Here is a 17,469-nt window from a genome sequence, read left to right on the forward strand (position 1 = left end):
CGCAAAACCAATCAGGCCGCGTTGTCGATCCCGAGGTCGCTCAGCTTGCGATACAGCGTCGAGCGGCCGATCCCGAGGCGGCGCGCCACTTCGGTCATGCGGCCGCGATAGTGGCCGATGGCGAGGCGGATCACGTCGGCCTCGATCTCCTCGAGCGGGCGCAGGTTGCCGTCTTCGGTGTAAAGCATCACGCCCGCACTGTCGCGCATGGGCGAGCGCGCAACCTGCTCGATCTCGCCGACCAGTTCGCGCAGTTGCGGGAAGTCGTCCGCCGTCAGCGCATCGCCCTCGCAGAACACGGCGGCGCGGAACAGCACGGTCTGCAACTGACGGACGTTGCCCGGCCAGTCATACGCCCCGAACAGGCGTAGCGCATCGGAGGTGATGCCCAGTGGGCGCAGGCCCGGCTGCTGGCCGATCTGGTGCAGGAAATAGCGGGTCAGCGCGCCGATATCCCGGTTGCGTTCGCGCAAGGGCGGCAGATGAACGACGGTGCGCGAGATCAGTTCAAGCAGTTCCTGCCGGAAGTGGCCTGCATCGGTGAGATCGACGAGCGGGAGGTTGCTGGCCGAGATGATTCGCACGTCGATCTTGTAGGAATAGGTCGCACCGATCGGGCGGACCGAATTGTTGGTCATGACCTCGATCAGCCGGTCCTGCAGGTCAAGCGGGAGGCGGTCCACCTCGTCAAGCACGAGCGTGCCGCCGTCGCAGTTCTGCAAGGCGCCGACATGTTTGTCGAAGGCACCGGGAAAGGCGCCTTTCTCATGTCCGAACAACAGCGATTCAAGGCTGCTCGCCGAAACCCCGGCGATATTGACCATGCGGAAGGCGGTTTTCGCGCGCGGACTGGCGCTGTGCATCGCGCGCACCAGCATTTCCTTGCCTGTACCGCTCTCGCCCTCGATCAGGACCGGGCCGTGGCCGCGCGCGGCCTTGGCCGCCTTGGCCAGCGCATCGCGGAAAGTGGGCGCCGTGCCGACCATCGCGTCGAAGTCGAGGTCGGCGGGCATCTTCTCGGTGAGCGGGGTGAGTTCGTCGCGCGGGGCTTCCGCGTGGGTAGCGTTGCGCAGCGCCTGCATCATGCGGTCGGGCGCGACGGGCTTCACCAGATAGTCGGTGGCCCCCGCGCGCATGGCTTCCACCGCGAGCAGCGGCGATGTGCTGGCGGTCAGCATCAGAATGGGGAGGGCCGGGCGGCGCTTTTTCAGCTCTGCGATCAGCTCACAAGCCTCGTCGCCAGGCACCCATTGATCGAGAATAATGGCGGAAAGCTGCATGCCTTCGCGCGTGCCAAGGGTGGCGATGGCTTTTTCGGCGTCATCGACCACCAGCGTGCGCCATCCCTCGCGCGCAGCAAGCGCAGTGATAAGGCGGCTCTGCGCCGGCTCGTCGTCTATCAGCATCAACAGGCGCTGTTCAGGCTCGGCCATGGTTTCCTACTGTCCTCGCCCAAAGCGGGCCATTGTAAGAGAGCCTTTTAACCATGGCTGGTAAAAAGGCTCTTAAGCAGAGCTTGAGCACCGAGCCTTGCGGAGATAGAGCTAGGATCACAAAACATTCCATTGAGGACGAGACGAGACTATCCATGGCTCAACAACAAGACATGAACGACGCGCGTGATACCTATTCCGGCTTCATCAGCACGCTGAAGTGGACCGTGCCGCTGGTCGCGGCGCTGGTGGCGCTCGTCGTCATCCTGATCGCCTGATCGGGTCCGCGTGGAGAGGATGCGGATCGCGGTACTGAAAGAGCAGGCCGCCGGAGAGAGCCGAGTGGCCGCCTCGCCCGAGACGGTGAAAAAATTCATCGCGCTGGGGGCAACCATGGCAGTGGAGGAGGGGGCAGGAGCTTCCGCCTCCATCGCTGATTCCGCCTATCGTGAGGCCGGGGCCGAGGTGATTCCTGCCGCTGAGGCGGTGGCCGGGGCCGATATCGTGCTCGGCGTGCAGGCGCCCGACGTGGCGGCGTTGGCTGGGGCAAAGCCGGGCGCATGGGTGGCAGCAATGTTCGATCCGTTCGGTGAACGCGCGCGCATCGATGCTTATGCTGCGGGCGGATTCGAGGCGCTGGCGATGGAGTTCATGCCGCGCATCACCCGTGCGCAGAGCATGGACGTGTTGTCCAGCCAGTCGAACCTTGCCGGATACAAGGCGGTGTTGGCCGCGGCCAATCAGTATGGCCGCGCCTTTCCAATGATGATGACGGCGGCGGGCACAGTGTCTGCGGCCAAGTGCTTCGTGATGGGCGTGGGCGTCGCGGGCTTGCAGGCAATTGCGACCGCGCGCAGGCTCGGCGCGCAGGTCTCGGCGACCGATGTGCGTTCGGCCACCAAGGAGCAAATCCTCTCGCTCGGCGCGAAGCCGATCTTCGTCGAGAGCGTGGAGGGGATCGAGGGCGAGGGCTCGGGCGGCTATGCCACCGAGATGAGCGAGGAATACCAGCAGGCGCAGGCGGAGCTGGTTTCCAGCCATATCGCCAAGCAGGACATCGTGATCACCACCGCGCTGATTCCGGGGCGCGCGGCACCGCGCCTGATCTCGGACGCGCAGATCGCGACGATGAAGCCCGGCAGCGTGATTTTCGACCTTGCCGTGGCGCAGGGCGGGAACGTGGAGGGCTCGGTGCCCGATTCTGTGGTGGAGAAGCACGGCGTCTTCATCATGGGCTATGCCAACACGCCCGCGCACCTCGCGGCGGATGCCTCGGCGCTCTATGCGCGCAACCTGTTCAACTTCCTCAGCGCCTTCTGGGACAAGGACCAGGGCAAGCCCGTGCTCGACGAGGAGATTGGCGATGCCGTGCGGCTGACGCGCGGCGGCGCAGTGGTGAGCGAGAGGCTGAAGGGGTGAGCGAGGCGCGCCCGTCGCCATGGCCCGCTGCGGAAGCGCCAGAGGCCGATGGGCTGCACGATGCACCGATCATCTGGCGCAGCGATATGCCGCGCGCGGTGTTTTCCGGGATTATGGCGGTCATCTTGGCCGGGCTCGCTCTGGGCCTTGGGTTTTCCGCGGCTGTCACGCCGTTCGCCGCGATGAGCGTGATCGCCCGGATCGCGACCTTTGTGGTGCTGTTCGCCTTGTTCCTGCTGTGCGCGGGGCTTGCACAATATGTGTGGCGCAATGCGCGCGGTTTCTGGAAGGGCTGGGTGGCTGCCGATGCCGAAGGTATCGCCTACCACCTGCCGCGCGACCGGTCGCTGGTCCATCGCCCGCCCGCTGCCGAAGGGCGCTATGCCTGGGCGACGGTCGACCGGCTGGAGACGCGATTGGAAGGCTATCGCTCGCAACTGATGGCGATGGTTCAGCGCACCTACTGGCTTGTTCCGCGCGAAGGCACGAAACTGCTTTTGTTCGAAGATCGGGCGCTCGATACGCCCTATGCCATCCGCCGGGGTGAGGACGCCTTTGCCAAGCTCGCGCAGATCGGTGCGGTGCCGATGGTGGAGGCCGCCATGGTAGAAGGGCGCGGAGGTCTGCTCGGTGCTTGGTTCACTGCGCCGCCTGCCGACGACGCGCCAGCGCTTGGCCCGGACGGGGAGCGTAGCTTGTGGCGCCGCGCCGGCATGACGGGCCGCCTTGCCGGGCTGGCGCTGTTGGTGGTGCTGGTGGCGATGGCGCTGTCGAAATTGCTGTGATGATGGCTGCGAGCCAGTGAGGGGATAGGCACGAGATGGATTTCATAAGCATACTGAGCATCTTCGTGATGGCCTGCTTCGTGGGCTATTACGTCGTGTGGTCGGTCACGCCCGCGCTGCACACGCCGCTGATGGCGGTGACCAATGCGATTTCCTCGGTGATCATCGTCGGCGCGCTGATCGCTGCGGCCGAGGCCGGGAGCGGGCTGGCCAAATGGGTTGGCCTCGCCGCGGTGGTGCTGGCGAGCATCAACATCTTCGGCGGCTTTGCCGTAACCGAGCGCATGCTGGCGATGTACAAGAAGAAGGAGAAGAAGTGATGGCTCTCTCCTTCCTGACGGTCGGTGCTGCTGGCACCGGGGTGAACCCGTGGGTCGCCCTGGCCTATCTCGTGGCGGGGGTGTTCTTCATCCTCGCACTGCGCGGGCTTTCCAGCCCTGAAACGAGCCGCAAGGGCAACCGCTACAGCATGGTCGGCATGGCGATTGCCGTGGTCACCACGCTGGTCACGCACCAGATCGCGAACATCATCGAGATCGGCGTCGCGATCCTGATCGGCGCTATGATCGGCGTGACCATCGCCCGGCGCATCGCCATGACCGCTATGCCCGAACTGGTGGCAGGCTTTCACAGCCTAGTTGGCCTTGCGGCGGTGCTGGTGGGCTGGGCCGCTTATCTCAGCCCTGCGGCTTTCGGCCTGCTCGATGCGGATGGCGGGATCAACTCGGTCAGCAAGATCGAGATGGCGCTTGGCATTGCCATCGGCGCGATCACCTTCTCGGGCTCGGTCATCGCCTTTGCCAAGCTCTCTGGCCGGATGAAGGGCGCGCCGATCCTGCTGCCCGCGCGGCATGTGATCAACCTCGGCACGCTGGCTGCGATCCTCGTGCTGACCGCCATGTTCACCATGGCTGCGCCCGGTGCCACGATGCCGCTGATTGTCGGGCTGACGGTGCTCGCCTTCGTGATCGGCTTTCTGCTGATCATCCCCATCGGCGGGGCCGACATGCCGGTCGTGGTCTCGATGCTCAACTCCTACTCGGGCTGGGCGGCGGCGGCGATGGGCTTCACGCTCGGCAACACCGCGATGATCATTACCGGCGCGCTGGTCGGCGCTTCGGGGGCGATCCTGAGCTACATCATGTGCCGGGCGATGAACCGCCAGTTCCTCGCCGTGATCGCGGGTGGCTTCGGCGCCGACGCGGGCGGCGCAGGTAGCGGCGAGGCGCGCGAGCAGCGGCCCTACAAGCAAGGCAGCGCCGACGATGCCGCCTTCATGCTCAAGCAGGCCGAAAAGGTCATCGTCATTCCGGGCTACGGCATGGCTGTGGCGCAGGCGCAGCACGCGCTGCGCGAGATGACCGACCTGCTCGAAGAACAGGGCGTCGAGGTGAAGTTCGCGATCCACCCGGTGGCGGGCCGGATGCCGGGGCACATGAACGTGCTGCTCGCCGAAGCATCGGTGGACTATGACAAGGTGTTCGAGCTGGAGGACATCAACTCCGAGTTCGCCCAGTGCGACGTCGCCTTCATTATCGGCGCGAACGACGTGGTGAACCCCGCGGCGAAAACCGACAAGTCGAGCCCGATCTACGGGATGCCAGTGTTCGACGTCGACAAGGCGCGGCAGGTGTTCTTCATCAAGCGCTCGATGGGCGGCGTCGGCTATGCGGGCGTCGACAACGACGTGTTCTACATGGACCAGACCATGATGCTGCTCGCCGATGCCAAGAAGATGGTCGAGGAGATCAACAAGGCGCTGGGCGACTAATGCAGGGCACGCCGGTGGATAATCGGCGCGCGCCCAGCACGGGGTGACGAGGTTCACCAAGTGTTCCGGTTGCGGGGACAGGGCGCGCGCACTAGCGCTTGGCCCATGCCTCTTGCCCCCTATGCCGCCGATCCCGCCGCCTCGCGCGGTCGCGAATTTGCCCAGGAAGGGGACGGCGCGCGCGGTCCGCGCAGCGTGTTCCAGCGCGATCGCGACCGCATCATCCACTCGATCGCTTTCCGCCGCCTCGCGGGCAAGACGCAGGTGTTCGTTGCGCCCGATGGCGATCACTACCGGGTGCGGCTCACCCATAGCCTAGAAGTGGCGCAGATCGGCCGGGTGGTCGCGCGCCAGCTGGGGCTCGACGAGGATCTGACGGAGGCGCTGTGCCTCGCGCACGATCTCGGCCACCCGCCGTTCGGACACTCGGGCGAAGAGGCGCTCGACGCGTCGCTCGCACCACGCGGGGGCTTCGACCATAACGAACATGCGCTGCGGGTGCTGATGCGGCTCGACAGCCCCTATTGCGGGATTCCCGGGCTGAACCTTTCCTGGGAGCTGCTCGAAGGCATCGCCAAGCACAACGGCCCGGTGGCCGAGCCGCGCTGGGCCTTGCAAGAGCTGGACGCGGCCTTTCCGCTCGACCTCACCCAGTGGCCCTCGCTCGAAGCGCAGGTGGCGGCGCTGGCCGACGATATCGCCTACGACAACCACGACATCGACGACGGCTATCGCGCCGGGTTCCTCAAGCTCGACGATCTGCTGACGCTCGAATTCGTTGCCGACGAGTTCCGCGCCATCGAGCGCCGCTTTCCCGATGCCGATGAAAAGCAGCTGCTGCGCGAGCTGGTGCGCAGCCAGATCGGGCTAATGGTCAACGATCTGCTCGAAACCACGCGAGCGAACCTGCAAGGCATCGGCAGCGCCGAGGAAGTCCGCGCTGCGGGTGGGCCCATCGCGGCCTTTTCGCCCGAGATGCAGGCGCGTGAGCGTCGGCTCAAGAAGTTCATGTACGAGCGGCTCTACTACCACGAGGAGCAGACACGCACTGCCGGCCGCGCACGCGAGGTGATTGCCAAGCTCTATGCCGCTTACGATCAGGATCCCGCGCTGATGCCGCCCAGCTGGACCGACAGCCTGCCGCCGCAGGAACCGCAGCGCGCGCGGCATATCGCCGATTTCCTCGCCGGGATGACCGACCGCTATGCCATCGAGCAGTATCGCCGCATCTTCGGCGAAGTATCGGCGCGGCTGACTAATGTCTGACCCGACGCGAGTCCTGCTGGTCGGCGCGACCGGGCTGGTGGGGCGCGAAGTTATCGCGCAAGGACGCGATGTGCCGGGGCTGTCGCTGCTTGCCCTGGCGCGGCGCGAAGTGCCGCTGCCGCGCGGCGGGCGGATGGAGATGATGCTCGCGCCGGTAGAGAACTGGCCGCAGGCGATTGCCACCATTGCGCCCGATGCGGTGATCTGCGCGCTCGGCACCACGCAGGCGAAATCCGGGCGCACGGGTCTGCGCGAAGTCGACTGCGAACTCGTGCTGACTGTGGCCGAAGCAGCGCTGAAGGCGGGTGCGCGGCAGTTTGTACATCTCTCGTCGGTCGGAGCAGATCTGCATGCCAAGGCGCAGTATCTTGCCATGAAAGGCGAGGCGGAGCAGCGCTTGCGCCGACTTCGTTTCGCGCGATTGGATATTGTGCGGCCCGGTCTGTTGCGCGGCAAACGGGAGGGCGAGCGGCGCGCGCTAGAAGGGATCGGGCAACTTTTGTCGCCGCTGGCCGATCTGTTTCTGCATGGCTCGAAGCGGCGCTATCGGTCGGTTGCGGCGCGCGATGTGGCGGCTGCGTTGTTGCAGGCGACCCGCACGCCTGCACGCGGCACCTTCGAACACGATTATGGCTCGATCCAGCGCCTCGCCCGTGCTTTGGCTCAGGCGAAGACAGCGTGAAACGCTTTGCCCCTGCCACGGAGCGCAACCGCGCTCCGATTGCCGAAGTGCTGACAGGAGAACTGCCCGCCTCGGGTCTTGTGCTCGAAGTGGCGAGCGGGACGGGCGAGCACGGTGTGCACTTCGCCGGGCTTTTCCCGAAGCTCACCTGGCAACCGAGCGACCCCGATCCCGAGTCCCTCGACTCGATAGCGGCCTGGCGCGAGGACTATCCGGGCGATAACCTCCTCCCGCCAATCCAGCTCGATGCGAGCGCCACCGACTGGCCTATTGCGCGTGCCGATGCGATTTACTGCTCGAACATGGCGCATATCAGCCCGATATCCGCCACCGTAGGGCTCGTCGCGGCTGCAGGACGAATCCTTGGGCCCGGCGCGCCGCTGATCCTCTACGGCCCGTGGCGCGAAGCCGAGGTGGAGACTGCGCCGTCGAACCTCGCGTTCGATGACAGTCTGAAGGCACGCAATCCCGCCTGGGGCTTACGTAACCGGGAATGGCTTGACGACCTGTGCCGCGCGCAAGGGCTCACCCTCGCCACGCGGCACGTTATGCCTGCCAACAATCTGGTGCTCGTCTATCGCCGCGAGGGCTGACAGCGAGCACCGAGGCTTGCTCACATTTCGTCGGCGACGGTGTCAGAAGCGGACTGCAGGTCTTCGCCGGCGCCGCTCACGGTGTTGCAGGCGGTGGCGGCAAAGGCGAGCGCGGCGGTAGTAGCGGCGATGATCAGCTTGCGTGTCATGGCAATTCCTTTCCAGAAGCCCCAAGGTTCGCGGCTTTTCTGCGCCGCCGGGGTATTGCAGAAGAAACCGCCGAGCGGCCGTCAGGTTCCGGTCGCCTGCCGCTGATCGACGAAGGCGCGGCGAGACAGCACCCGTTCGCGCCATGCGATCACCAGCCCGGCCGCGATCACGATCGGCGCGCCGATAAAGGTCGTTGCGGGTGGCAGGTTGGAGAATATCAGCCACCCAAGCAGCGTTGCCCAGACGATGGCCGAATAGTCCATCACGATCACGCTCGCGACCTTGCCATAGCGTAGCGCCATGGTGATGAGGATCTGCCCCCAGGTTCCGGTCAGCCCGATGGCGAGCAACAGCAGCCAGTCCTGCCAGCCATGCGCCTTCATCGTGAAGGGCAGCAGCGGCGCGGTCAGCACGGCGCTGGTGAGCGCGAACCAGAATACGATCACGAAGGGCTTCTCGGTCTTGCCGAGATCGCGGATCTGGATCGAGATCAGGGCGATCATGAAGGCGCCGCCCAGCGCCACCAGCGCGCCTTCAAGCGCAATGTCGCTGTCGCCCGGGCGCGCGATCACGAGAATGCCGGCGAACCCCGCCAGTACTGCCGACCAGCGCCATATGCCGACTGATTCGCGCAGCAGCACCATGGAAAGGATCACGGCGAAGATCGGGGCAGAGAAGTTGATCGTCTGCGCCTCGGCCAGCGGCAGCAGGATCACCGCTCCAAAATTGCATAGCATGCCGACGATGCCGTAGAGGCTGCGCACCAGATGGGCCTTGGGCCGCTTTGTGGCGAGCAGGTGCAGACCGCCGGCATAGATCGCCCAGCCGGCAATCAGCGGCACCGAAACGAGCTGGCGCCAGAAGATGATCTCGGCAAGGTGTATCCCGCGCTGCGAAGCGAGTTTGATCAGCGCAGCCATCAGCGCAAAGCCCATGATTCCCGCCAGCCGCATGGCCAAAGCCATCATCGGCCGGTCGAGATCGCTATCGCTCATGCGCCTGCCTTAGAGACGATTGCGCCAGTGGCAAGCGATGCCCATATGGCGGCCCATGAAAGAGCCCGACTTCCTGCTTTTCGCCAGCGATGCGACCCTGATCGGGCTCGCCGGGCTGGCGATGCTGGTGCTTTCGTTCCTTGCCTTCATGGGCGAGCGCCGCCGCCGCAACCGGCGCGATATCGACGCGGTGGGCGTGCTGCCCTGGCGCGATATCGCCGCGCTGACGATGCTCCTTGGCATGATGCTGATGGCGCTGGCGATCAGCGGCTGGCTGAGGGGTTAGGCTGGGCTAGGCGGCGCTGGCACGGGCTGGCTCTACCGCCCCCGAGCCGGTCAGATAGGCCATGGTTGCCGAGGCGATCTCCGCCGTGACGCGTGCATTGTCGAACAGTTCGGGATCGTTCTGGATCGCGTGTTCGAACACCGAATGGCCGATGTTGCGGATCACGATCATGGCGACTTCGAGGTCGATACCCGGGCGCATCTCGTCGCGGTAACGCTCGAGAAAGGCGATAGTGAGCGTGGAGATACGCTCGTTCAGTTCCTGCTCCCACTCGGCGGCGTCGATCCGGGACGAGCAGTCGACTATGGCCCCGTGCCAGGTGAGGTTGTTGCGGTGGAGCTGCGCCATCGCCTCGACCGACAGGCGAATGACCTCGGCCAGCGGCAGCCCATCGGCCTGCTCCAGCACCCCGGCCATGACGGCGAAATTGTCGTCGGCGTTCTTCTGGAGCACGGCAGCGACCAGCGCCTCCTTTGAAGGAAAATACTGGTAAAGTGAGCCGATGCTGACCCCGGCTCGTTCGGCGACGTGGTTGGTGGTCATCCCTTCGTAGCCGTGCCTCAGCACAATGTGAGTGGTTGCCTCCAAAATAGCGTCCATCGTCGCGCGCGAGCGGGATTGGCGCGGATTCTTGCGTGTTTTCAAATGGCTGGGGAGGGGCACGGCGGGGCTCCGAAAGCGAGTACCAAATGCGGGCGAATGCGGCTTTTTTCTCGCAGCGCGGACGGCACGGGTGCTGGCTGCGCGATCCAAGACGAATCTGGCACGTTTTTACGGGAAATCTGCATGCGAGAATATGACAAGTTCGGTTTGCTCACAATCATGATCGGCCTTGGTGCCGCATCGCCCGCGCTGGCCGAAGACGGCGAGCGTGCTGGCACCGAAGGAGCACAACTGCACGGCTCGGTCTACGCCATGGCGGCGGCGGCACCCGACTATGTCGGTTCCGACGACTATCGTGCCGTGCCATTCGGCGGGGCCTACCTGCAATACGGGAATTTCTACTTCGTTACGGAGGGAAGCGGCGCATCGCTGAATGTCTCGCCAATCGCGCAGGTGATCGCGGGGCCTTCGGTGAACTATCGTTTCGGGCGGCAGGCCGAGGATATCGACAGCACGGCAGTGGCGGCGCTGGGCGATCTCGACGATGCCTTCGAGGCGGGCGGCTTTCTCGGCGTGCGGCTGAGCGGCTTGCTTTCTCCGCGCGACCGGTTGCAGGTCAGCGGCAAGGTGCTGTTCGATGTCAGCGACACCCACGATGGCCATGTCGGCGAGATCGCGGTGCAATACGATCTGCCCGTCAGCCGCAGCTTTTCGGTCACGGCGCAGGTCGACGGCAGCTGGGCGAGCGAGGAATTCATCGACTACCAGTTCGGGGTCGACGCGTTCAGCATCGCGGAAGCCGGTGCACCTGCTGCGGGCCTTAGCGAATACCACGGCAAGGCGGGATTCTACGAAGTGCGCAGCTCGCTGATCGGGCGTTATCTGGTGACCGACCACGTGGCCGTCATGGCCATCGGGTCTTACGGGCACTTGCTGGAGAATGCCGTCGACAGTCCGCTCGTGGAAATCGAGGGCAGCCAAAGCCAGGTCTTCGGTGGTCTTGGTCTCGCCTACATGTTCTGAGGCGAGGACAAGGGGAGGGGGCGGCTCTGGTCGCAGGTGGTCCCCTCTTCCTGTCAGAGGCAGGCCTCCAGATAGGCCTGATCGAACCCGAACTGGCGCGCCTTCTCGAGCGAGTAGGGGCGCAGGCCCGAACTGCGATATTCGCCGATGATCTTGCCGTCATCGCCCTCGTCGAGATATTCGAAGTTGAACAGCTCCTGCGTCACGATCACATCGCCCTCCATGCCTATCACCTCGGTGATGTTGGTGGTGCGGCGCGAACCGTCGCGCAGGCGCTTTACCTGCACGATCAGGTCGACCGATTCGGCGATCTGGCGGCTGATCGCTTCCTTCGGGATCTTGATGTCGCCCATCAGGATCATGTTTTCCATACGGCCAAGGCACTCGCGCGGGCTGTTGGCGTGCAGCGTACACATCGAGCCGTCGTGGCCGGTGTTCATCGCGGCGAGGAGGTCGAAACACTCCGCGCCGCGGATTTCGCCCAGGATGATCCGGTCAGGCCGCATACGCAGGGCGTTCTTCACCAGGTCACCGATGGTGATCGCGCCCTGACCTTCAAGGTTCGGCGGGCGCGTTTCCAGCGGCAGCCAGTGCGGCTGTTGCAAGCGCAGTTCGGCCGCGTCCTCGATGGTGAGAACGCGTTCGCCGGGGTCAATCATTTTCGACAATGCGTTGAGCATCGTCGTCTTACCTGAGCCCGTACCGCCCGAGATGACGATATTCATCCGGCTCGCGCCAGCAATCTTGAGTGCGGTCGCCATCTTCTCGTTCATGGAGCCGAAGCCCTTGAGCATGTCGATGGTGATCGGCTTTTCGGAAAACTTACGGATCGAGATCGCCGTGCCCTTGAGGCTGAGCGGCGGCACGATCACGTTGACACGAGAACCGTCCTTGAGGCGGGCGTCGGCCAGCGGCGTTGTCTGGTCGACGCGCCGGCCGACCTGGTTCACGATCCGCTGGGCGATCTGGAACAGGTGAGTCTCGTCGCGGAACTGGATCGGCGCAAGCTGCAGCTTGCCCTTGCGCTCGACGTAGGTCTGCTGCGGGCCGTTGACCATGATGTCCGAGATGTCGGGGTCGTTGAGCAGCTCTTCCAGCGGGCCGAAGCCGAGCAGTTCGTCGATCAGCACCTTTTCCAGCGCGAACTGTTCGCGTCGGTTAAGCGTGATCCGCAGCTCGGCCAGCACCTCCATGATGATCGGCCGGAATTCCTCCGACAGTTCCTCCTTGGTAAGCGTGGCCGCCGCTTCCGGATCAACGCGTTCGAGCAGGCGGGGAAGCACCTGTTCCTTGATCTTGTGAACCGACTGTTCGAACCCGCCGACTTCGCTGACGCCGGCCTCGCCCGAGGCGTTCACGCGATCGGCGAGGCGGCTCATTGCATCGGCGTGCGGGTTGGCCGCGGACAGGTCGTCACCAGCTTCCGCCGGCATGCCGGCGCCGGGCAACGGCGGGAATTGCTCGCCACCGGACACCTGGGTTCCGCTGCGTTCAGTCGGCGCGGGGGCGTTGCCATTGCGCATAGGCTTGGCAACTCCGAAGCTCGGGCGTGACCCGTTTCCGCCGCCCGGTCCACCGACGCCGTTTTTGCGTCCGAATGCGCTCATTGCCGTCCCTCTTGGTCTGTCCGGCCGCGCGAGAAGCGCGCCGACATCACGAAATCAGCCAGCTTTTCGGCAATCTTGGTAAAGATTTCGCAAAGGCGATGGCCGGCATCGCGGGTGGTGGCAAGAAAGGTGAACGATTGCATGGCCGCCGCCGCCCGCCTAGGCGGGTCGAACAAGCGGGGGATCAAGCCTTCATGCAAAATTCGGATCGCGCCGGCCTGCTCTATGCGCTCGCAGGTTTCTGCACGCTTTCGATTGGCGATGCCATCGTGAAGGGCATGATGGGCGCCTGGCCTGCTCCGGCGATGGCAGCAACGCGCTATGTTGTGGGCAGTGCGCTTCTGGCCGTGCTGCTGGCGCGTAGCGAGGGTCTGGGGGCGCTCGGCCTGCCGCGCGACAAGCTGCAATGGCTGCGTGGCCTGTCGATCAGCTGTTCGGCCATCGGCATGTTTTTCGCGGTATGGATCATGCCGCTGGCCGAAGCGACCACCATTGCCTTCACCCAACCGGTCATCACCGCGCTGCTGGCCATGGTGTTTCTGGGCGAGCGGGCGCGCAAGAGCACATGGATTGCCAGCGCCATGGCCTTTGTCGGCGTGATCATCGTGTTGCGGCCCAATTTCGAGGCTGCGGGCTGGGCGGTGCTGTTCCCGCTGATGGGGGCGGCGGGCATGGCAGTGACCATCATCGCCAACCGCAAGGTCCACGGGCGCGCCAGCGTGCTCGCGATGCAATATTATATGTCGATTACGGCGATGGTTTTTCTCTGCGTCGCAACATTTGCGGGCCAACTCAGCGGCATCGAGACTTTCTCGCTGTCCTGGCCGCACTGGTCGGTGCTGGCGCGGTGCGCTTTCATCGGCGTCAGCGCGACGCTGGCCCAGTGGCTGATCTACATGGGCACAGCCAAGGCGGGAGCGGGCACGATTGCGCCGATGACCTATGGCCAGCTCTTGATGGCGATCTCGCTCGGCTGGGTCTTCTTCGACGATGTTCCCGACGGGCTCGCCACATTGGGTGCGGCAATCATTATCGGCGCCGGGCTTTTCCTGTGGTATGATCGACGCACGCGATCTCCAGCCTAGCAAGGTTATTCGGAGCTCTTGCGCGCCCACGCTGTCAGCTTGCGCTTTTGCACATCGGCCGTGGCGATGGCGCGGTAGTGCGCTGCAAGCGCGGCCTCGACCAGCGCCTTAGCCTGCGGGTTCTGCGGGGTTACGGGACGATTGGCGGTCACAATGACACCCGGCCTTCTGGCGAGAATCCGGGCTACCTCGCCGGTTTGATCTACCCCGAGTGCCTCGGTTTCGAGCGCATTGTTGAGATGGTCGGGATAGACGAACCGGCTCGGTACGCAGGAGCCGGTCATCCGGTAAAGCGAGGTCGGGCCGTCGTACAGCCACAGGCAATTGGTCTGCGTGCCCACATGTGGTGCAATGGCTGCAGCGAAGCGCTGCACCTCGCCGCGCTCATGTTGCGACCGCTCGAAGCGGCCAGGCAGGTTGAGCAGGAATGCCAGGGCGCCCAAGAGGAGCAGACTGAACGTAATGCGCAGCGCGGCCCTGCTATCGAACAGCGGCACGGCCAGCAGCGCGGCCGACGCAGCGAACCCGGCGAAGTAGTATCCATAAACGGTCCCCGGCAGGAAAACCGAGCCGACCGAGCCGAGTGCGAAGAGGACGAAAAGCCGCCACACCGCCCAGTCGCGCGGAGGCGTCATGCGTAAGGCCGCGTAGATCCCCGACAGGGCGAGGATTGTTACCGGCCCGGCAAGGATGCTGTAGCCACTTTGCCAGCGACCCTGCTGCGCTGGAATACGATCAAAGAAACTTACGAAATTGGCGAAGTAGAAGGCGTCAAACCCGCCTGCGGCGAGATAGATCAGCGCCACGAGGATCGTCGGCAGCAGGCCCAGCGATACGAACAGGAGCGCGCGCTTCACGATCAAGCGCACGTCTGCCCCGCGCCGAAACTCCACCCACAGCGCATAGAGCCCGAAGACAAGGCAATGCGGAAGCACCGTATATTTCACCTGCAGGGCCAGTCCGCCGATTAGCATCGCAAAGGCGGCGCGCCGGGTGAACGCGTGGTGGTCGCGCTCGGCCAGCAGCCGCACCATAGCCAGCAGCAGCGGCGTGAAGAAGACCTCGCTCTGGCCAGAATGGCTGCCATAGGCCGCGAGCAGCATCACGGTCACCGCCCCGGCAAAGGTCGCCGCCAACCGTCCGCCGATCAGCCGGGCGTTGGCATAGGTCAGCCAACCCGCAGCAAAGGCCGCAAGCGCGCCGACAAGCTGGAAGGCAATCGGGCCCGGTCCGAACAGCGCATGAGCAAGACCGAAAATCGCGAACAGACCGAACGGCTTTCGGTCCCACCAATCGACGTAGGGCAGTTCGCCGTGTGTAAGCCGCCAGCCGATAAACGAATAGAGCTGCTCGTCGTAATCGGCGACGGGATCGCCGAACCAGATCGCGCGGGTTGCCACCACCACGGCCAGCAGCGCGAGCAGGCCGGGCCAGTTGTGGCGCAAGTAAGACATCAGTGCGAAGTCATGCGCGTCGTTTGCTGTGGCTTTGGTCAAGATCTGTGGGCTTTCCTGCTTGGCGTCGCTCGCCAATAGCGCCATGTGACGGCTCTATGGCTAAAAAATCCCTGCCACGGCCAAAGGACGCGGAGGAAGAGCAATCTGCCTGCTGGCTGTGCGGGCGTTCATTGGGGCACAAGGTGCAGCAGCATCACCTCGTCCCCAAGGCAAAGAAGGGCAAGGCGACCGTGCCTGTTCAGCCGATCTGCCACCGCGCGATACATGCCCATGCCACCAATGGCGAGCTGGCCCGCATGGAGGGCTCGCATGCCGAGCTGATGCAGCAGGAGGGCATCGCCAGGTTCGTAGGCTGGGTGGCTGACAAGCCGCCCGATTTCTATGCCCCGACGCGGCGAAGGCGGCAGGGTTAGAGGGGCAGGGTAACGCGGAGTTTACCAAGTTTTCCTAGTTCGGCAGGGGCCTTCAAATGATCCGGTGTATCCTCTGTTGTCGCAAAGCTCCTTGATCCGCGATTTTCCGCTGCGCTGGCTGGTATACTGGCTGCTGCTGCCTAATCTCGCGATTATGCTGATGTGGTTTGTCGGCGCCCCACCGATGACCCCAATGTTCGCGACCTTCGCTCTGGTAGGACTGGTCGCGGCGCAGCTGAAATGGCCCTGGGTAAAGCGCGCGATCCTCGCTGGTCTGATCCTCTATACCATCTACTATTACGTGCTGGTCCTGTTCAATCTGGGACCGGACGGGCTCTCCATGCTGTGGCCGTTCATTGTCGAGGTGAAGCCGTTGCGTTCGCCGGAATATCTGCTGGCGGCGCTTGTGCTGATGGTGTCCTGCACCATTGCCCTTTACAAGGCACCCAGCGTCAAGCCCTTCACCTCGCCGATGCCGTTCCTTCTCGCCATTTTCGCGGCCATGTTGGTGCTCGCAGTGGACTACTGGGCGACTGAATCGACCCGGAGCACTTACCGCCGCGAGGCCCCGGCAGGTGCTCCCGTGCAAGCTGCCACCTATGAGGCGCATCTCTTCCAACCGAAGGCCGGTGGACATCATCTGGTGGTGGTGATTGTCGAGGCGCTTGGCGTTCCGGTGGGCGAACAGGAAAAAGCAATCTTCGCGGCGGACTGGAACAGGGCTGCGTGGCGTCGCCGCTATGCCGTCGAGCATGGTGAGATTCCGTTCTACGGATCGACCACCAGCGGCGAGCTGCGCGAGCTGTGCCAAGTCCGCCAGAGCTACGACGATGTTACCGAGCCGATGCTGGGGTGCCTGCCCGCGCGCTATCGCAAGGCTGGCTACGAGACGCACGCCTACCACGGCTTCACCCCGAGCCTGTTTCAGCGCGACCGGTGGTATCCGTTGATTGGCTTCGATAGTTTCTTATTCCGCGATGACCTCTATGGTCTCGGGTTATCCCGCTGCAATGGCGTCTTCGCCGGAGCCTGTGACAAGCAGATACCCGGCCTGATCGCAGAGCGGCTGAAAGCGGCGACGAAGCCGCAAATGGTCTATTTCCTCACTCTGAACACGCATCTTCCGATCATGCGCGACAAGAGTATCGAGACGATGGAGTGTACGCTGGGCGATGGCAGCTGGGCGCAGGATAACCCGCAGCTTTGCCGGTTGTTCCTAATGCACCACTACCTTGCCGAGGCGATCGACGCACTGGCGATGGATCCGGATCTGCCGCCCACCGACTTTCTGATTGTCGGCGATCACTTTCCGCCATTCTTCGACCGTGTGGACCGCAACCGCTTCGTACCCGGTGTCGTCCCCTGGGTGCTGTTGCGACACAGCGACGAAGACAGTAGCTAGCGCACTTCCCGCTAACTGAGGTCAGGGGCAGGGCCGCCTACCTCGGCAGGCTTTTCATGCCTTTGGTGCGGCTGGTGAGGTGATAGTCGCGGCACAGCTGGCAGCGATAGGGGCGCAAGGTGATCTCGGCCTTGAGCGCCACGGCGATGGCTTCAGCCTCGCTGGAGAAGCGCCGTTTCCGGGCGCAGACGCCGGGGCGCGTGTTCACGCCCCGGCCTTCTGGTCAGTCGTCGACATGCTCGGCGAGCACGGTCAGACCCTTGTCGCCCACTTCGGCAAAGCCGCCGCGGACCATGATGCTTTCGGGCTGGGCGCCAGCGGTCTTGAAGACCTGCACCGCGCCGTCGGCAATCGTCGACATGAAGGGCGCGTGGCCCTCAAGCACGCCGAACTCGCCCTCGCTGCCGGGAACGACCACCATGTGGACCTCCTCGGAGCGAACCAGCTTTTCCGGCGTGACGAGTTCGAAATGCAGAGCCATTGTCTTTCCCTATACCCC

The 17,469-nt window shown here is 64.3% G+C and carries 21 protein-coding genes; 13 read left to right on the plus strand and 8 right to left on the minus strand.

All coding sequences use genetic code 11. The annotated features are described in order from the left end of the window. Positions 1-11: 11 nt before the first annotated feature. On the minus strand, positions 12-1,433 hold the full coding sequence (locus tag ABDJ38_RS07360; protein ID WP_346784437.1) for a sigma-54-dependent transcriptional regulator: 1,422 nt from the start codon (positions 1,431-1,433) through the stop codon (positions 12-14). A 155-nt stretch (positions 1,434-1,588) separates the two neighbouring features. On the opposite strand from ABDJ38_RS07360, the gene ABDJ38_RS07365 reads away from it, so the two are divergent. The 8 genes from ABDJ38_RS07365 to ABDJ38_RS07400 all read left to right on the plus strand — a co-directional run bounded on the left by ABDJ38_RS07365 (position 1,589) and on the right by ABDJ38_RS07400 (position 7,949). Beyond that, complete coding sequence (locus tag ABDJ38_RS07365) at positions 1,589-1,711, plus strand: hypothetical protein (RefSeq protein ID WP_346784438.1); 123 nt, start codon at positions 1,589-1,591, stop codon at positions 1,709-1,711. Positions 1,712-1,730: 19 nt separating this feature from the next. After that, a complete protein-coding gene (locus tag ABDJ38_RS07370) occupies positions 1,731-2,852 on the plus strand; it encodes an NAD(P) transhydrogenase subunit alpha (protein ID WP_346784439.1) in 1,122 nt (373 codons plus the stop codon). Continuing rightward, on the plus strand, positions 2,849-3,637 hold the full coding sequence (locus tag ABDJ38_RS07375) for a hypothetical protein (RefSeq protein ID WP_346784440.1): 789 nt from the start codon (positions 2,849-2,851) through the stop codon (positions 3,635-3,637). Before ABDJ38_RS07370 ends, ABDJ38_RS07375 begins: the two co-directional genes overlap by 4 nt. Positions 3,638-3,672: 35 nt before the next feature. Next, positions 3,673-3,957 (plus strand): NAD(P) transhydrogenase subunit alpha part 2, encoded by a 285-nt coding sequence (locus ABDJ38_RS07380; protein WP_346784441.1) that lies wholly within the window; start codon positions 3,673-3,675, stop codon positions 3,955-3,957. Then, positions 3,957-5,408 carry an NAD(P)(+) transhydrogenase (Re/Si-specific) subunit beta gene (locus tag ABDJ38_RS07385; RefSeq protein WP_346784442.1) on the plus strand — a complete coding sequence of 484 codons (1,452 nt, stop codon included), beginning with the start codon at positions 3,957-3,959 and terminating at the stop codon, positions 5,406-5,408. Before ABDJ38_RS07380 ends, ABDJ38_RS07385 begins: the two co-directional genes overlap by 1 nt. Before the next feature lie 105 nt (positions 5,409-5,513). Next, the gene (locus ABDJ38_RS07390) at positions 5,514-6,674 is read left to right on the plus strand and encodes a deoxyguanosinetriphosphate triphosphohydrolase (protein ID WP_346784443.1); all 1,161 of its coding nucleotides are present in this window, start codon (positions 5,514-5,516) and stop codon (positions 6,672-6,674) included. Continuing rightward, positions 6,667-7,356 carry an NAD(P)H-binding protein gene (locus tag ABDJ38_RS07395; protein ID WP_346784444.1) on the plus strand — a complete coding sequence of 230 codons (690 nt, stop codon included), beginning with the start codon at positions 6,667-6,669 and terminating at the stop codon, positions 7,354-7,356. The genes ABDJ38_RS07390 and ABDJ38_RS07395 overlap by 8 nt, the downstream gene beginning before the upstream one ends. Further along, positions 7,353-7,949, plus strand: a complete 597-nt coding sequence (locus tag ABDJ38_RS07400) for a DUF938 domain-containing protein (RefSeq protein ID WP_346784445.1) — start codon at positions 7,353-7,355, stop codon at positions 7,947-7,949. The genes ABDJ38_RS07395 and ABDJ38_RS07400 overlap by 4 nt, the downstream gene beginning before the upstream one ends. A 20-nt stretch (positions 7,950-7,969) precedes the next feature. On the opposite strand, the gene ABDJ38_RS07405 is transcribed toward ABDJ38_RS07400, so the two are convergent. Both ABDJ38_RS07405 and ABDJ38_RS07410 read right to left on the minus strand, forming a co-directional pair. Next, positions 7,970-8,098, minus strand: coding sequence for a hypothetical protein (locus ABDJ38_RS07405; protein WP_346784446.1), 129 nt, complete (start codon positions 8,096-8,098; stop codon positions 7,970-7,972). 81 nt (positions 8,099-8,179) lie between these two features. Continuing rightward, on the minus strand, positions 8,180-9,094 hold the full coding sequence (locus ABDJ38_RS07410; RefSeq protein ID WP_346784447.1) for a DMT family transporter: 915 nt from the start codon (positions 9,092-9,094) through the stop codon (positions 8,180-8,182). A 55-nt stretch (positions 9,095-9,149) separates the two neighbouring features. Here ABDJ38_RS07410 and ABDJ38_RS07415 point away from each other — a divergent pair, with 55 nt between their 5' ends. Further along, positions 9,150-9,380 carry a hypothetical protein gene (locus ABDJ38_RS07415; RefSeq protein ID WP_346784448.1) on the plus strand — a complete coding sequence of 77 codons (231 nt, stop codon included), beginning with the start codon at positions 9,150-9,152 and terminating at the stop codon, positions 9,378-9,380. Between the two features lie 6 nt (positions 9,381-9,386). Here the strand turns inward: ABDJ38_RS07415 and ABDJ38_RS07420 are convergent, their stop codons facing one another. Further along, positions 9,387-9,968 carry a TetR/AcrR family transcriptional regulator gene (locus ABDJ38_RS07420; protein WP_346784449.1) on the minus strand — a complete coding sequence of 194 codons (582 nt, stop codon included), beginning with the start codon at positions 9,966-9,968 and terminating at the stop codon, positions 9,387-9,389. A gap of 198 nt (positions 9,969-10,166) precedes the next feature. On the opposite strand from ABDJ38_RS07420, the gene ABDJ38_RS07425 reads away from it, so the two are divergent. Next, on the plus strand, positions 10,167-11,006 hold the full coding sequence (locus tag ABDJ38_RS07425) for a MipA/OmpV family protein (RefSeq protein WP_346784450.1): 840 nt from the start codon (positions 10,167-10,169) through the stop codon (positions 11,004-11,006). A 53-nt stretch (positions 11,007-11,059) separates the two neighbouring features. On the opposite strand, the gene ABDJ38_RS07430 is transcribed toward ABDJ38_RS07425, so the two are convergent. After that, the gene (locus tag ABDJ38_RS07430; RefSeq protein ID WP_346784451.1) at positions 11,060-12,613 is read right to left on the minus strand and encodes a TadA family conjugal transfer-associated ATPase; all 1,554 of its coding nucleotides are present in this window, start codon (positions 12,611-12,613) and stop codon (positions 11,060-11,062) included. A gap of 194 nt (positions 12,614-12,807) precedes the next feature. Here ABDJ38_RS07430 and ABDJ38_RS07435 point away from each other — a divergent pair, with 194 nt between their 5' ends. Continuing rightward, positions 12,808-13,698 carry a DMT family transporter gene (locus tag ABDJ38_RS07435; protein WP_346784452.1) on the plus strand — a complete coding sequence of 297 codons (891 nt, stop codon included), beginning with the start codon at positions 12,808-12,810 and terminating at the stop codon, positions 13,696-13,698. 5 nt (positions 13,699-13,703) lie between these two features. Here the strand turns inward: ABDJ38_RS07435 and ABDJ38_RS07440 are convergent, their stop codons facing one another. Continuing rightward, positions 13,704-15,194: an ArnT family glycosyltransferase gene (locus ABDJ38_RS07440; protein ID WP_346784453.1), complete on the minus strand. Its 1,491-nt coding sequence runs from the start codon at positions 15,192-15,194 to the stop codon at positions 13,704-13,706. Between the two features lie 56 nt (positions 15,195-15,250). Here ABDJ38_RS07440 and ABDJ38_RS07445 point away from each other — a divergent pair, with 56 nt between their 5' ends. Beyond that, positions 15,251-15,568 (plus strand): HNH endonuclease, encoded by a 318-nt coding sequence (locus ABDJ38_RS07445; protein ID WP_346784454.1) that lies wholly within the window; start codon positions 15,251-15,253, stop codon positions 15,566-15,568. 91 nt (positions 15,569-15,659) lie between these two features. Further along, complete coding sequence (locus ABDJ38_RS07450; protein ID WP_346784455.1) at positions 15,660-16,970, plus strand: sulfatase-like hydrolase/transferase; 1,311 nt, start codon at positions 15,660-15,662, stop codon at positions 16,968-16,970. A 37-nt stretch (positions 16,971-17,007) separates the two neighbouring features. Here ABDJ38_RS07450 and ABDJ38_RS07455 read toward each other — a convergent pair whose 3' ends face one another. Both ABDJ38_RS07455 and ABDJ38_RS07460 read right to left on the minus strand, forming a co-directional pair. Next, complete coding sequence (locus ABDJ38_RS07455; RefSeq protein WP_346784456.1) at positions 17,008-17,178, minus strand: hypothetical protein; 171 nt, start codon at positions 17,176-17,178, stop codon at positions 17,008-17,010. Positions 17,179-17,193: 15 nt separating this feature from the next. Next, positions 17,194-17,451 (minus strand): ATP synthase F1 subunit epsilon, encoded by a 258-nt coding sequence (locus tag ABDJ38_RS07460; RefSeq protein ID WP_346784457.1) that lies wholly within the window; start codon positions 17,449-17,451, stop codon positions 17,194-17,196. Between the last annotated feature and the right edge of the window lie 18 nt (positions 17,452-17,469).

Origin of the sequence: Aurantiacibacter flavus (assembly GCF_039710615.1) — a bacterium.
In the GTDB taxonomy this organism is placed as follows: domain Bacteria; phylum Pseudomonadota; class Alphaproteobacteria; order Sphingomonadales; family Sphingomonadaceae; genus Alteraurantiacibacter; species Alteraurantiacibacter flavus.

Bases quoted from the DNA above. Each gene is read 5' to 3' on its own strand.
- ABDJ38_RS07360 (WP_346784437.1), bottom strand. From the start codon at position 1,433: ATGGCCGAGCCTGAACAGCGCCTGTTGATGCTGATAGACGACGAGCCG.
- ABDJ38_RS07365 (WP_346784438.1), top strand. From the start codon at position 1,589: ATGGCTCAACAACAAGACATGAACGACGCGCGTGATACCTATTCCGGC.
- ABDJ38_RS07370 (WP_346784439.1), top strand. From the start codon at position 1,731: ATGCGGATCGCGGTACTGAAAGAGCAGGCCGCCGGAGAGAGCCGAGTG.
- ABDJ38_RS07380 (WP_346784441.1), top strand. From the start codon at position 3,673: ATGGATTTCATAAGCATACTGAGCATCTTCGTGATGGCCTGCTTCGTG.
- ABDJ38_RS07385 (WP_346784442.1), top strand. From the start codon at position 3,957: ATGGCTCTCTCCTTCCTGACGGTCGGTGCTGCTGGCACCGGGGTGAAC.
- ABDJ38_RS07390 (WP_346784443.1), top strand. From the start codon at position 5,514: ATGCCTCTTGCCCCCTATGCCGCCGATCCCGCCGCCTCGCGCGGTCGC.
- ABDJ38_RS07395 (WP_346784444.1), top strand. From the start codon at position 6,667: ATGTCTGACCCGACGCGAGTCCTGCTGGTCGGCGCGACCGGGCTGGTG.
- ABDJ38_RS07405 (WP_346784446.1), bottom strand. From the start codon at position 8,098: ATGACACGCAAGCTGATCATCGCCGCTACTACCGCCGCGCTCGCCTTT.
- ABDJ38_RS07410 (WP_346784447.1), bottom strand. From the start codon at position 9,094: ATGAGCGATAGCGATCTCGACCGGCCGATGATGGCTTTGGCCATGCGG.
- ABDJ38_RS07415 (WP_346784448.1), top strand. From the start codon at position 9,150: ATGAAAGAGCCCGACTTCCTGCTTTTCGCCAGCGATGCGACCCTGATC.
- ABDJ38_RS07425 (WP_346784450.1), top strand. From the start codon at position 10,167: ATGCGAGAATATGACAAGTTCGGTTTGCTCACAATCATGATCGGCCTT.
- ABDJ38_RS07430 (WP_346784451.1), bottom strand. From the start codon at position 12,613: ATGAGCGCATTCGGACGCAAAAACGGCGTCGGTGGACCGGGCGGCGGA.
- ABDJ38_RS07435 (WP_346784452.1), top strand. From the start codon at position 12,808: ATGCAAAATTCGGATCGCGCCGGCCTGCTCTATGCGCTCGCAGGTTTC.
- ABDJ38_RS07445 (WP_346784454.1), top strand. From the start codon at position 15,251: ATGGCTAAAAAATCCCTGCCACGGCCAAAGGACGCGGAGGAAGAGCAA.
- ABDJ38_RS07460 (WP_346784457.1), bottom strand. From the start codon at position 17,451: ATGGCTCTGCATTTCGAACTCGTCACGCCGGAAAAGCTGGTTCGCTCC.